Below are 14,557 nucleotides of genomic sequence, written 5' to 3'. Positions count from 1 at the left end.
TTTAAGCGAAATTTACCCGAACCCTGGCAGCGTCGCCCCGACGTCAGCTGCGCAGGGCCTTTTATGTTCAACAGACCGCCTACGGCGCTCGCCAGCGCGGCCGAAACGCGCCGCCGCGAGATGCCGGCGTCCGTCGCGCTGGTGATCCTGACCGGCGGCATCGCCGCGGCGATCATGGGCGGGGCAGGGCCGGTCGGCTGGGCGGCGGCGATGTCGCTGCTGCTGGTGCTCGATACCGAACTCTATCGCCGCCTCGACAGCGCGGATGTGAAGATCGAAGGCCGTGCGATCACCGCGTTGTCGGCGTGGTCGTTCGTGAGTTCCGCGTTTTACGCCACGTTGCCCATCGCACTTTGGCTCCACGGTGAAGCTGCCGGCGCCGCCGCTGCGATGTTGCTGTGGGTCGCGGGCGTTGTCCGTCATTTCAGCCCTGGCGTTTCCGGCGCATGGCCGATTGCTCTCGCGGGCGCCGCGCCGCCTGCGCTCTCTCTGCTGGTCTCCCCGTTTTTGATCGCAGCCATGGCGAGCCGTCCGGATTGGGATATCGCCGTCATCGCCGCGATTGGCGGTGGCGCGCTGATGGCTTACGTGACGCTTGCGCGTGTAAGCGCCAGTGAAGCAGAGCGCGCTCTGCGCACTGCAACGCTCGCTCTCTCGCCACAACAGACGCTAGCGAACTTGCTGCTCGAAACAGAAGGCGTCGCGGTCCTGCTGATGGATCGCAACGATTGCATCATCGCGGCAAGCGACGGCTTGCTCAAGAACCTCGGCCGCGACGACGTGCGCGGTCTTACGTTCGAAGATATCGTGCCGATGCCGCGCGAACGCTGGCGCGCCGCGTTCGAATCCGCGCTGCGTGGCGAGGGTGTGCGCCATCCGGAAGACGAGATCATTCTCCCCACCGGGCGTCACTACTTCGATTGGGAAACGCGCCCGTGGCGCGACCAGACCGGCGAGATCTGCGGCGTCTTTGCCGCGGGCCGTGACATCACCTCGCTTGTCGAAGCGCGCAAGGCTGTCGTCGCCAATGAGGATCGCCTCCGCATGGCGCTCGACGCAGGCCGCAGTGTGGTTTGGGAAGTCGACTACAAAGAGCAGCAGATCCACTGGTACGGCGATCACACCGCGATCTTCGGCCCGGAAGGGTTCACGTTCGAACAGTTCGACATCAACACCACCAGCGTCATCCACAACGACGATCGCGACATGCTCGCAGCGTACTTCACGGAGATCGCGGCCGGCGAAAGCCACAGCGTCGAACACCGCGTCATGCGTGTGGATGGCTCCGTCGCCTGGGTCGAGAGTTACGCGCGTCGCGTGCTTGGCCGTTCCGGAAGCGTGCGCAAGTTCGTCGTGATGTCGAAGGACATCACCGACCGCAAAGCACAGGAGGCCGCCTTCATCGCCGCCATGCAGCGCGCCGAGGCTGCGTTGCGCGACAAACGCGCACTGTTCGAAGACGTCGGCGATGTCATCCCCGAGCGCGAAACCTCGATCGCCGAAGCCGATATCAGCGTCGCCGACATGTACGATCACCTCGCCGGCCTGATGGAAGAGATGAACACGCGCGATTCCGTGCTGGCGCAGACGATGGCCAGCCTGCGCGCCGCGCGCGAGGCCGCTGACGCCGCCAACGTCTCAAAGTCGCAGTTCCTCACTTCGATGAGCCACGAACTCCGCACGCCGCTGAACGCCATTATCGGCTACTCCGAAATTCTGCGCGAAGAAGCCGAGGCGGACGAGCGCGCCACGGATATCGCGGACATCGATCGCGTCTTGAGCGCCGCGCGCCAATTGCTGCATCTGATCAACGAAATTCTCGACCTGTCCAAGATCGAGGCCGGCCGCATGGATGTGGTCGCGTCTGAGTTCGCAATCGCTTCAGTGATTAAGGAAGCAGCCGCGACGGTGCGGCCAAGCATCGAAAAGAACGGCAGCGCGCTCAAACTCGACATCGCGCCGGACGTCGGCGAGGGCGTGAGCGATCCCTTCAAGCTCAATCAGTGCCTGCTCAATCTTCTCTCCAACGCCGCGAAGTTCACGCGCGACGGCGCTATCACCGTCACGGCGCGCCGCGAAGGCGAATGGGTGGAGATCGCCGTTGCCGATACCGGGATCGGCATGAGCGAAGACCAGGTCTCGCGCCTCTTCAACGCTTTCGTTCAAGCTGACGCGCTCACGGCGCGCCGCTACGGCGGCACCGGCCTCGGTCTCGCGCTGACGCGTCGCATGATGCAGCTCCTCGGTGGCGATGTCGCGGTGAAGAGCGTTCAGGGCAAGGGCTCAACGTTCACGTTGCGCTTCCCGACCGCTCTCCAATCGTTGCCGGCGCCAGCCGCGCGTATTGAGTCGAGCGCTGTCGCCGGTCAAGGTCGCGAACGCATCGTGCTTTTGATCGACGACGAAGAAAGCGCGCGCGATCTCGCCGCGCGCTCACTGACGCGTCTTGGCTTCAAGGTTAAAGCCGCCATCACCGGCGAAGAGGGCATCGCGCTCGCGCGCACGCTGCGCCCCAGCCTCATCGTGCTTGACATCAATCTGCCGGACGTCACCGGTTGGGACGTCCTGACGGTTCTGCTCACCGGCGATACCGGCGACATCCCCGTCCTTGTTCATTCAATCGACGATAATCGTAAACGCGCGTTAGCCGCGGGGGCGTGCGAACATCTGGTCAAGCCGGCCGATCGTGATGTATTGGCTGCGGCAGCATTGCGCCTCGCGCGCGCACCTGAACTTTCCAAGCCGGCAATTGCGCCGGTGATCGCAACTCGAACGAAGACGGCGTGAAAGGCATAAACAATGCGCATACTCATCGCTGAAGATCATCCGGACAACCGAGAGATGTTGACTCGCCGACTCGAACGCCGCGGCTACGAAGTGCGCTGCGCCGAAAACGGCGCGGAGGCTGTCGATATGGCCAAGGAGAGTCTGCCGGATCTGATCCTGATGGATATCTCCATGCCGGTGATGTCGGGCATCGAGGCCACCAAGATGCTGCGCCAGACGCCGGACACGAGCGCCGTGAAGATCGTGGCGCTCACCGCGCACGCGATGGAGAGCGCGCGCCGGGAATGCATGGAAGCGGGGTGCGATGACTTCGCTACCAAGCCCGTGGATTTCGCCGGTTTGATCGCGCTGATCGAAAAGCACGCGCCCGTCGCCAACCGCAATGTCTAAACGTGGTTAACGCGCGCTAAGGTTAGCAAAAACTGTATCGCAAATAAGTGATCGTCGGCGCGCGTATTAGCGCGCCTTCAACCTAAGCATTGTAATCTCGTCCCTTGGTGTGGTCCCGATTTAGGGAAGCAGGTGGGGCGAATGTCTCCGGCGCAAGGCGATGATGGCGCGTCCGCATCGACGCGCCTTGGACGTATTCTGCTGGTCGATGACCAGTCGCAGAACCGCGACATGCTGGGCCGCCGCCTGGAGCGTCGCGGCTACGAAGTCGTGTTGCGCGAGAGCGCCATCGACATCGAAGACGTCATCGCCAACGAAAACATCGAACTCGTTCTGCTCGATTGGATGATGCCCGAGCGCTCGGGCCACGATGCATTGATCGGCATCCGCGCCCGCCACGACGCCGAGCACGTGCCGGTCATCGTTGTCACGGCCTTGGATGACGGCGATATCGTCTCCACCGCGCTGGAAGCCGGCGCCAATGACTACATCCCGAAACCGATCGACCTCCGCGTGCTCACCGCGCGCGTAAAGGCTCAGCTCGACCGCCGCCAGGCCGTCCTCGATCTCGACGCCATCCGCAACGATCTGGAACGCACCGTTGAAGAGCGCACCCAGGACCTGCGCAGCGTCAACGAAACGCTGTGGGCCGAAATCAGCGAACGCGAAGCCGCCGAAGCGCGCGCCCAATCGTTGGCCCGCCACGATCCACTGACCGGCCTCGCCAACCGCCGCCATTTTCTGGAAGATCTCGACCGGCGCCTGTCGCTGGTTGGCGAAGAGGCAATCGCGTTCTCGCTGCTGTTCGTCGACCTTGACCGCTTCAAACCGATCAACGACGTCCACGGCCACGCCATCGGCGACCAGCTCTTGCAAGTCATCGCCACGCGGCTCTCGAATTGCTTGCGCGACGATAGCTTCGCCGCCCGCCTCGGCGGCGACGAGTTCGCTGTACTGCTCGAAGGGCCAGGCGGCCGCGAAGGCGTTGCAGCTGCGGCGCGGCGCATCTTGCACGAGCTTTCCGCGCCGATCCTCGTCAACGGCCTGAAACTTACCGTTGGCGCGTCGATCGGTATTTCGCTTTGCCCGGAAGACGGCCGCAGCGCCGCTGATCTGCTGCAACGCGGCGACGCCGCCATGCTGCGCGCCAAGGAAGATCGTGGCGCCTACAAGTTCTTCGATTCATCCATCGACGAAGAACTGAAGTCCAAGGCCGCGCTCGAAACAGAATTGCGCACCGCGATCCCGAGTGGCGACATCGTGCCGTATTTTCAGCCGGTGCTGCGTCTCGACACTGGTGAACTCGCCGGCTTCGAAGTGCTGGCGCGCTGGCCGCACCGCGAACGCGGCATGATTTCGCCGACGCAATTCATCCCGGTCGCGGAAGAGGCGGGCCTGGTTGACGCCATGTTCTGGGCGCTGCTGGCTCAAGCTTGCTCCAAGGCGCTCGAAGCGCCGGGCAACTTCATGCTGGCCGTGAACATATCGCCCAGCCAAGTGCGCGATCAGTGGTTCCCCGAGAAAGTTTTGCGCACATTGCGCGAAACCGGATTCCCGGCGCAACGGCTCGAAATCGAAGTCACCGAAAGCGCCATGATCGGCGATATCCAGCGCGCGAAATTGGCGCTGATGTCGTTGAAGAACCAGGGCGTGAAAATCGCACTCGACGATTTCGGCACCGGCTATTCGTCACTGTTCCTGCTGCGCGCGTTGCCGATCGACAAACTGAAGATCGACCGCTCGTTCGTCTCCACGATGACCGCCGATCGCGAGAACGCCACCATCGTCGGCGCGCTTGTTGGCCTCGGCAAAGCGCTCGGCCTCGAGGTCACCGCCGAAGGCGTCGAAGACGAAGCGACTGCCGAGGCGTTGCGCGCCATGGGCTGCCAGCTGGCGCAGGGCTACCTGTTCGGCGCCGCCATCGAATTCCCGCACTACGGCGACATGGAAGTGCGCGCGACGGGCTAAGCCGCGTAAGCGAACCAGACGTTCGGTTCGACGTAGCGCCCAACACCGCGATCCAGATCGATCGAAACCGGCACAAGCGCGCCATCGACCGGATAGTCGCCGCTCTGCTCGAATGGACGACCGGTCCACATCTCCCAGAAGCCCACCGGTTCTTCGACTACCATGGAGCGCGAAGCCGGCTTGATGATGCGACCGCCCGCGGCGGCATGGCTGCGCAGCCAAGGATCGAACAAGCGGCCCTTGTCGTCGGTCCAGCTGACGTACTCGTCGATCGAGATGAACGGGTGTTGATGTTTTGCCGAAGGCCGCACCGGCGCTATGACGCCGTCGAGGCTCTTGCGTACGGCCAGAGCCTGGAATTCGTCGATCATGCGCCGCGCCAAGCCCTTGCTGCGGTGAATGCCCGGCACCGAGATCGCCAGCGCGCCCAGTGCGTTGCGGGGGCGGGCGCGGTCGTTCGCGGCGGTCTCAACGATCCAGTCCCAGCCCTCGGGCGGCAGATTGTTGAAATCGCACGTCAGCGGCACGCAGTTGCCGACGGCAACCGGATAGCCGGTCAGCTCATCAACGAGGACAAGTTGGCAATCGGCGTGCTCCTCCAGCAACTCCTGGTAGTGGAGGAAATGCGCCCGCGTGAAATTCAAAAAGCCAAGCGCGCCCCAGGCCGCTTGTTCGATCGCCATCGCCGCTTTGCGCAGCTCTGGACTGTCGGCGCGCGTTTTCACGGCGTACCGGCTCATGGGTCACCCAAGTTCTTGTTAACCAATATTTGCACCCGGCGCCGCGATTACCCGAATTGCCCCAAGCGATGCTTCAGCGGATGCGAGTTCCCTAATAAAGCGTAAACTGGAAAATTACAAGCCCGAATATGTGTTTACCTTTATTAACGAGGGATTTTCGCGGCTTGGTGGGGTGCCGCATCAACGTGGTTAGCAAAGTATTCGATCCAACGTTATTTGCTAAGAATGAGCTGTTCGTAACGGTATCTTGGTATTGGCGAGGGCATATCTGATCCCTAATCGGCAGAAATCCTGTTTACTTTGGCTAGTCAAAATGACGCCCGCAAACGCCAAGACGGTTCACTATAAGAACGATCTGCGCCGTCTGACGGCGATGATCGGCATGGCGCTGGTCGTCTTCGGAACCGTCATGGTCGCGGTTGTCGCCTATGCCGGCTGGTCGGCGAACGCGACCGCCGTCGCTCGTGAACGCCAGCTGGTGGAAAACGCGCTCGACCAGAGCGTGAGCCGGGTGCTCGACCAACAGAAGGCCATCGCCTGGTGGGATGACGCCGTCATCAACGCCCAGGGCCGGCCGCTGAACATCGAGTGGCTTGAGACCAATGTCGGCGTCTATTTCTACGAGACCTACGGCCACGACGAAGTCATCATCGTCGATGCCCAGAACCGCCCAGTCTACGCCAACGTTGAAGGCGAACTCAGCAACGCCGCGCAGGCGTATGCCAATCACCGCGAAGTCTGGGATCAAGTCGTCGCTGAGGCCCGCCAGGGCGCCGACGGACATTTGCGCCGCCGTGACACCGCTTTCGTTGAAAGCCAAGGCAATTATAGCGCGCTTCTTGGTGCGAGCTTTGGCCGTTGGGCAGGCCACATCATGATGGTCGATGGCGAACCCGCCGTTGTCGCCGCGCTCTCCATCGTGCCGAACCTTGACGCGAACCTGCTGCACGGCGAACCGCATTTGCTGCTGAGCGTGGTCAAGATCGACCAAGCCTTCATGGGCGAAGTCGGCGGCTCGCTGCTGATGCCGGATCTCTCGATTTCCGCGCACGCCAACCAAGCCGGCGGCGTCGTCACCGAGCGTTTCAGCGCTGACGATGGCGCTCCCGTTGGCCACATTGCCTGGACGCCTCGCCGTCCGGGTCAGTCGCTGCTGCTCTTCATCCTGCCCATGGTCGCGCTCGGCGTGATCGGAGCAGGGGTGCTGACCTGGCTCATGATCGGTCGCCTGAAGAAAGCGTCCAGCGAACTCGCCGACCGCGAAGAGCTTTCACGCCACCAAGCGCAGCATGACTCACTTTCGGGCTTGCCGAACCGGCATCACTTCGTTGAGCGCCTGCAAGAAGCGCTCGATGGTCTGATCCAGTCTCGCAACAACGGGCGCGTCGTTGTCGCCTATATCGACGTCGATCGGTTCAAGGACATCAACGACACTATGGGCCACGCCGCAGGCGACGCGCTCATCATGTCGGTTGCCGCGCGCCTGCAGAAAGCGTTGGCGCCGGAGGATTTCCTGTCGCGCTTCGGCGGTGATGAGTTCGCTGTCCTGCGCCGCGCCCACACGACCGAAGCCGCCAACGAATTGTCAGACCGTCTGCGCGCCGCGTTCGAGGAGAGCTTCGACGTCTACGGCCAGCACGTGCGCATGACCGCCTCGATCGGCATCGCCATGGCGCCGGACCATGGCGCTTCTCCGCAAGAATTGATGCGCCACGCCGACATCGCGCTTTATCAGGGCAAGAACCAGGGCCGCGACCGCGCCATGCTGTTCTGCGCCGAGATGGCGGCCGAGGTCGAACAGCGCCGCGAAATCGAACTTGAACTCCACGATGCGCTCCTCGCGCGCGAACTCCATTTGCACTATCAACCGCTGATCTCCTGCGCGACGAGCCGCGTCACCGGGGTTGAAGCGCTGCTGCGCTGGAAGCACCCGACCAAAGGCGACATCTCGCCCGCCGTGTTCGTGCCGATCGCGGAGGAGGCGGGTCTGATGCCGGCGCTCGGCGCTTATGTGCTGGAGCGCGCCTTCGCTGAAGCCAAACGCTGGCCCGATCTCGAAGTGGCCATCAACCTCTCACCGGTTCAATTCCGGCACGTCGACTTGGTCGAGCTGCTCGAAGCCTTAGTCGCCAAGCACGACATCAATCCGCAGCGCATTGTCCTCGAGGTCACCGAGGGCGTGCTGATGGAATCCACCGACCGCAATCGCCAGATCCTCGAAACCGTGCGTGGCATGGGCTTCAAGATCGCGCTCGACGATTTCGGCACTGGCTATTCGTCGCTGCGCTACCTCTGCGATTTCCGCTTCGACAAGATCAAGATCGACCGCGCCTTTGTCACCGACATCCACGAGCGCAAGCGCGCCATGACTATCATCCAGTCGGTGGTCACCTTGGGCCGCGGCCTTGGCATGGATATCGTCGCCGAAGGTGTGGAAACCGAAGCCGAGGCCTCGGTCATGCGTCTGGTGGGCGTCACCGAGTTGCAGGGCTTCTTCTTCTCTCATGCCGTCGCGCCCGACCGCGTCGAGGCGCTGGTGCAGAGCTTCGGTCCCAAGGCCGAAACGGCCCAGCCGGCGTCTGTGACCGACCTCCGTGGCCAGCGCCGCAGCTAAGGCGAATTGCACCCCAAAAGGGCGCGCCTTTTCCACCGTTTCGCGCCTGCGACGAACGCCGCCCGGTGTCGCTTTTCTGCATCCATTGCAACCGCTTCGCGCGTGCGCCCCGCTCTGGACAAAATTAAGCTAAGCCTGCATGCCACTCGGATGCGCGAGGGCCCGGATAGGCTCAGCGTCAAGCGGGGTGACATCGGGCGTGTCCGGACAGGACAGGCCCGCAAGGTGGCTTGAGGGCGCCGCACACCGCATCACGGAAGGGGACGGAGCCGGCATGCGTATTTCCAAAGTTCATTTGGCTGGTCTGATGGCCGCACTTGCCGGCGGCGCAGCCACGAACGCGCAGGCCGACGATCTGACCGTAAGCACGGCGCGCACGGACCCTGTGTTCACCGCAACCGCCCAGAACGGCACGCCTGGCGACGTCACGGTGACGTCCGCAGGGTCGATCGCGATCGAGGATGGCGAAGCCGCTATCACGGTCAATTCGAGCAACGCGGACGCCGATTCCGAGTTCGTTCAAGTCCAGGGCACGATCAGCGCCGTAGACGAAGACAACGTCATCGGCATCCTGCTGGGCAACGGCTTCACCGGAAACATTTCCAGCATCGGCAACATCACGTTCACCGAAGACTACACGCCCGCGGATCTGGCCGGCGACACTGACACTGAGGCCGACGAACCTTTTGCGGAGGGCATCAATCGCTTCGGGATACTGCAGGACGCAGGCGACACTTACACGGGCGACATCACCAGCGGCGGCTCGGTCAGCATTGAAGGCAACAATTCCGGCGGCATCGCGTTGCGCGGGACTCTCATCGGTGATCTCACCACGAGCGGCAATATCGTGGTCGTCGGCGACAACTCGCACGGCATCGTGCTTGGCAACAACGGCGCCGGCGGCGTCACAGGCGATGTCGCCCTCCGAGGCTCAGTCAGTGCGCGGGGCGACGGCGCGTCGGCTGTCATCGTGGATGGCGTTATCAGCGGCTTCCTGCGGCTCAACAATACCTACGCGTCGACAGGCTTCCGCAGTACGAGCCCGCCGGCCGACACATCCGTGCTCGATCCGGACGACTTGCTGAGCGGCGGTGCTGCGCTCGCGATCAATCGGTCCGTGACGGGCGGTGTCTATGTCGAAGGTCTTGGGTTCGCCGACGACCCGGACGACGACGGAGACGGCATCGACGACTTAGGCGACGACGCCGACACCGACGACGACCTAACAGCCGCAATACGTTCCTTTGGCGCCGCGCCGGCCGTGGACATCAACGCCGCGGCGGGGGTCAGCATCGTATTGGGCGCCGTGACGGGGCCTGGCGCTCCTGCCGGTGGGTATGGCTTTGTGAACCGCGGCACCATCAGCGGCATTGGCGCCTATGAAGACTTCTCCGCGACGGGGCTCCGGCTCCAGGCCATTTTTGGCTCCTCTTCGGTCGACACAAGCGCGGGCATCTTCAACGATGGCCTTATCACCGCTACGGCGTTTTCTAACGCCGACGCGTACGGGTTGTTCGTGGGCGAGGGAGTCACCGTTCCGACCCTTCACAACCAAAATTCGATCTCGGCGATCTCGAGCGGCGAGCTCGCCTTTGATGCCTACGCCATCTACATCGACGAAAACGCGTCGTTGGCGGCGATTGACAACTCAAGCACGATCCGGTCGCAATTTGTCGGTGAGCTTGGGAATGCAACGGCCATTTACGACGGGTCGGATACGCTCACCACGATCAACAACTCGGGCACGATTTCCGGGATTGCGTTCGTTGTGGCCGCAGATGAAACGGCCACCGGTTTCAGCCGGGCCATCGACCTGTCCGCGTCGACCCAAGATGTGACGATCACCCAAACAGCGAACGCCGACGAAGATGTTATAGCGATCATCACCGGCGACGTGCTCTTGGGTGATGGCAATGACACGATCAGCCTGCTTGCTGGGACGGGAACCGGGACGTGGTCGTTCGGCAATGGCGCCGACACCTTCCTGCTCAATGGGGATGCAAGCTTCGCCGGCGTCCTCGACGACCTCGACAGCACGCTTGACCTCGACGTGCTCGGTGAATCGATCCTCCGCTTGAACGAAGGCACAAATCTTCAGGCCACAACTGTTGATTTCGGCGCGGACGTCACGTTCGTTCCCGTGCTGGCCGCTGGTGATCCGGCGCTAATCGTTGCCGACACTATCACTTTTGCCGGTGACATCAACAACCACGCTTCGATCCTGCCGGCGATCCCTGCAGGCCTGCTGGAAGACACCCACGTCTTCATGACGGCCACCACGAGCATGAACAACGGCGACCTTGTTACCGGTCTGGTGACCGGCGAGGGCACGCCATTCGTCTACAATATCGAAGTCTCCCTCACGAATCCTGCAGCCAATTCTGGCGATCCAAACTCGCTGCAAGCGACCTACTCGTTGAAGACGCCGGTGCAACTCGGTCTCACCGACAATGAGACGACGGCATTTGACCCTATCGTCGAGGCGCTTCGCACCGATCTCGACGCCAGCGCCGCGCTGACGTCGCTCGACAGCGCCGACGAATTCTTCGACGCCTACGAAGACCTGATGCCGAGCTTCTCGTCGGCGGCGACGGAAGTGTCGGCCACGGCGATCCAGCAAATGCAGTCAGCCACGGCAAACCGTCTGGCCGCAACGCGTCTACACGATCTGAACGACACATCGGTGTGGGCGCAGGAGATCGGCTACAGCCTCACGCGCACGCCGCCGACTTCGAACGGCCAGGAATACTCGGGCAATGGCTTCGGCGTCGCCGCCGGCATCGACGGCCCGCTTGAGAACGGCGCGCTCTTTGGTCTCTCAGCTTCGTTCATCGCGTCGGAAGTCGAAGAAGAGGGCCGTCCCGACAGCGAGATCGCGATTTCGATTGGGCAGTTCAACGCCTATTTCGGCGCAGGCGTGGGCCCGCTCGATCTGGACGTTATCCTGGGTGCGGGCGTCGGCAAGTTTAGCTCTCAGCGCAACGTCGAAATCGGATCTACGTTTGCTGCACTCTCGGAAGCCGATTGGTGGACCTATGAAGGCCACGGCTCGATCCGCCTCTCGGCGCCGATGCAGGTGTCGAACTGGATGATCATGACGCCGCAGGCGCAGCTGACCTACGCGTACCTGACGGAAGAGGGTTACACCGAAGAAGGTGGCGGCACCGCGATCGACTACGAAGTCGATGACGCGAACTCGCAGCGTCTGTGGGGCGATGCCGGCGTCGAGTTCAGCGGCCGCCTGCGTCTTGGCGGCGAGAACAGCTACATCGCGCCGCGCCTGTTCGCGGGCTATCGCACCAACCTGATCGACGAAGAAGCCGAGCGCACCTTCCGCTTCGTCTCGGCGCCGGGCAACGAGTTCACGTTGACGGACGAGGCTTTGGGCGATGGCGGACCGCTGGTCGGCATCGGTATCGACGCCACCAACGGCTTTTCAACCTTTACGTTGGGCTACGAAGGCGAGTTTGGCGATCAGATCGAGCGCCACAGCGTCAACGCCTCGATCCGCTTCCGCTTCTAAGCGGCGGATCGGAGCAAAGTTTGAGGGCCGGCGCGCAAACGCCGGCCCTTTGCCTACGAGAACACTGGCGCCGCAACTTCGAATTCCGCCCGCCGCGCCGGCGCGATCTGCTCGATCACATCGATGAAGCGCGGGTGCGTGAGGCCGGAGCCCAAATAGGTCCAGCGATTGGCCTGGTGCTGCTGCTCCAGGAATCGCGCGCGTTCAGGATCGCCGAGCTTGCGTCCTGTGGCGCGTTCGAGTGCATCGAGATCGAACGCAGTCTGTTGCTTCAAGCCCTCATCGAAGAACGTACCCAGCTCCCAGAAGCCGTCGATGCCGGCATTGATCGCCGCGGCGTCGAGCTTCTCGGCGATCGCCAGCGTCATCAGCGCGTCGAGCTGAGCGTGCTGATGCTCTTCCATCCAATGGTGCAACAGCAAGCTTTTGAATTGCGGATCGAGCGTCTGATCGTCTTTCATGCTGTCCATGAAATGACGCTGGCTCATCCACTCGATCATCAGCACCAGCAACGATACCGACAACGCCGGTTTCGCCAGCACGACCTTGCCGACTGCTTCCGGCGGGCCAATCACGTCGCAGCGCGTGCCGAAGCCGTTGGTGAACTCCTCGCGGAAGCGACGGAAGAGGTGAATGTGCTTGGCTTCTTCGGCTGCGAATTCGAGATAGGCGCGCGCCTGATAGTCGTCGCCCGCCGTCATCGGCTTCACGATCAGCGGCCCGGCGTGATCCATCACGAACGGCAGGATGAATTCCTCAATCAGCCCGAACATGGCGAGATAAGTGTTGCCGCGGATCTGGTTCAGCGTTCGCTTCTCGTCGGCGCTGAGGAAATCGAGATCCACGACCCGAGCAAAGCTTTCGGGCATGAAGGGCTTGGAGAAATCGAGCGTCTTGTCGCCGCCGATCAAATCCTCGACGCGCCAGGTGATGCGCTCGGCGCGCGCCAGGCAATCCTTGAATGAATATTGGTAGGTCATGATGCTTCTCCGGGAGGTTGGTGGGCATAGGCGTTGCTTCGCGCGCGAACTGGTGCGCTCTGCCTCTTGACCGAAGGGCGTCCGCGACGGCGAATGCCGGCATGGATGCGCTTTCGGATGTGCTGCGCGTGGTGCGCTTGACGGGCGGAGTTTTTCTCGACGCCCGTTTCACCGCGCCCTGGAGCGTGGCGGGCCGCGTTGAGCCGTTCAAACTTGAGCCATTCCTGCCCACGCCCGAGCAAGTGATCTGTTTCCACTACGTCGTGTCGGGTCGCCTTGTCGCCGCGATGGACGGCGCCGCCCCCACGGAGATGAAGCCTGGCGACATCATCCTGTTTCCGCGCAACGACGCGCACGTGCTGGCGAGCGCGCTCAACCTGACGCCGGAACCAGCGGGCGATATCGTATTTCAACCGCCTGGCACGGGAATCTTCAACGTAGCGCACGGCGGCGGGGGCGATGAGACACACATCGTGTGCGGCTTCCTCGGCAGCGACGGCGGCGCCAATCCGCTGCTGCAAGCGCTGCCCAAAATGCTCACGCTCAACGTGGCCGATACACCGGCTGGCAACTGGATCGCCGAATCCTTCGCCTTCGCCGCTCAACAACTCGCGCGCCAAGAGGCGGGCGAGGGCGCCATCATCGGCAAGCTCTCCGAACTTATGTTCGTCGAAGCGGTGCGCCGCTACATCGACGAATTGCCGCCGCAGGAAGCGGGCTGGCTCGCCGGCCTGCGCGATCCCCATATCGGCCGCGCGCTCGCGCTGATGCACACTAAGCCTGCGCACGATTGGACCGCGGAAGAGCTCGCCAACGCCGTCAACATGTCGCGCTCCGCCTTCGCTGACCGTTTCACGCAACTCATTGGTACGCCGCCGATGAAGTATCTCACCAACTGGCGCATGCAGGTCGCCGCCGTGAAATTGCGTGAGCGGCGCCAGACCATTGCGCAGATCGCCTTCGGCGTTGGCTATGAGTCCGAAGCCGCCTTCACCCGCGCCTTCCGGCGCGAGATGGGCCAGCCGCCGGCGGCGTGGCGCAAGCAGATCGAAGCGCCGCAGCATTAGAGCGGCGCATGCGCAACGGCGATCTGCACGCCGATGAACAACATCGCGGAAACCAGATAGGCGAGCGCGCGAAACGCGGCAGGCGGTCGGGAGCCGAGCATGTTGGTTATCCTGTCAGCGCCGCCAGCAGGAGCGGCGGTTACAGGGCTAGAGCGCGACGCGCGTGGCTTGAATGATCGATCCGCCGTCTGGCTTGATCGTGACGCCGCATCTACGCTCCGCTGTTGCAAACGAGAGTGTGGATGGCCTGCCATCCGAAGCTCGCAAGTGGAACGCCCAGTCCTCCTACGCAAAGGCCACGGAGGACATCCTTCTCTCGCTATCGCGAGCGAAAGATGGTGGGTGATACAGGATTCGAACCTGTGACCCGCTGATTAAGAGTCAGCTGCTCTACCAACTGAGCTAATCACCCGAAGACTCGAAGAGCGGCCCGACATAGGGGGATTGGCGCGCGCCGTCCAGTGTGGGCAGATTGCGGCAAAAGCGGC

Annotated in this window: 8 protein-coding genes and 1 tRNA gene; 6 read left to right on the top strand and 3 right to left on the bottom strand. The window is 62.7% G+C overall.

The features are described from left to right. The first annotated feature begins 63 nt into the window (after positions 1-63). The 3 genes from DSM104635_RS13375 (at position 64) to DSM104635_RS13365 (ending at position 5,145) form a co-directional block, all read left to right on the top strand. Entirely contained in the window at positions 64-2,787 is a 2,724-nt protein-coding gene (locus tag DSM104635_RS13375) for a PAS domain-containing hybrid sensor histidine kinase/response regulator (RefSeq protein WP_158766682.1), read from the top strand. Between the two features lie 12 nt (positions 2,788-2,799). Further along, a complete protein-coding gene (locus tag DSM104635_RS13370) occupies positions 2,800-3,177 on the top strand; it encodes a response regulator (protein WP_158766681.1) in 378 nt (125 codons plus the stop codon). A 141-nt stretch (positions 3,178-3,318) separates the two neighbouring features. Further along, positions 3,319-5,145, top strand: coding sequence for a putative bifunctional diguanylate cyclase/phosphodiesterase (locus tag DSM104635_RS13365; protein ID WP_158766680.1), 1,827 nt, complete (start codon positions 3,319-3,321; stop codon positions 5,143-5,145). Here DSM104635_RS13365 and DSM104635_RS13360 read toward each other — a convergent pair. After that, positions 5,142-5,885: a hypothetical protein gene (locus tag DSM104635_RS13360; protein ID WP_228445688.1), complete on the bottom strand. Its 744-nt coding sequence runs from the start codon at positions 5,883-5,885 to the stop codon at positions 5,142-5,144. The two genes, DSM104635_RS13365 and DSM104635_RS13360, sit on opposite strands and share 4 nt — an antisense overlap. Before the next feature lie 313 nt (positions 5,886-6,198). On the opposite strand from DSM104635_RS13360, the gene DSM104635_RS13355 reads away from it, so the two are divergent. Next, positions 6,199-8,499 carry a putative bifunctional diguanylate cyclase/phosphodiesterase gene (locus DSM104635_RS13355; RefSeq protein WP_158766679.1) on the top strand — a complete coding sequence of 767 codons (2,301 nt, stop codon included), beginning with the start codon at positions 6,199-6,201 and terminating at the stop codon, positions 8,497-8,499. 274 nt (positions 8,500-8,773) lie between these two features. Beyond that, entirely contained in the window at positions 8,774-12,022 is a 3,249-nt protein-coding gene (locus DSM104635_RS13350) for an autotransporter outer membrane beta-barrel domain-containing protein (RefSeq protein ID WP_158766678.1), read from the top strand. A 53-nt stretch (positions 12,023-12,075) separates the two neighbouring features. On the opposite strand, the gene DSM104635_RS13345 is transcribed toward DSM104635_RS13350, so the two are convergent. After that, a complete protein-coding gene (locus tag DSM104635_RS13345) occupies positions 12,076-13,002 on the bottom strand; it encodes a hypothetical protein (protein ID WP_158766677.1) in 927 nt (308 codons plus the stop codon). A gap of 101 nt (positions 13,003-13,103) precedes the next feature. Here DSM104635_RS13345 and DSM104635_RS13340 point away from each other — a divergent pair, with 101 nt between their 5' ends. Further along, complete coding sequence (locus DSM104635_RS13340) at positions 13,104-14,069, top strand: AraC family transcriptional regulator (protein WP_158766676.1); 966 nt, start codon at positions 13,104-13,106, stop codon at positions 14,067-14,069. Positions 14,070-14,405: 336 nt separating this feature from the next. Here DSM104635_RS13340 and DSM104635_RS13335 read toward each other — a convergent pair. Next, a tRNA-Lys gene (locus tag DSM104635_RS13335) sits at positions 14,406-14,481 on the bottom strand. Between the last annotated feature and the right edge of the window lie 76 nt (positions 14,482-14,557).

It is taken from the genome of Terricaulis silvestris, from assembly GCF_009792355.1.
GTDB classification, from domain to species: Bacteria; Pseudomonadota; Alphaproteobacteria; order Caulobacterales; family Aquidulcibacteraceae; genus Vitreimonas; species Vitreimonas silvestris.
The sequence above is the reverse complement of the archived record's forward strand: the minus strand, read 5'-3'. Positions and strand labels throughout refer to the sequence as shown.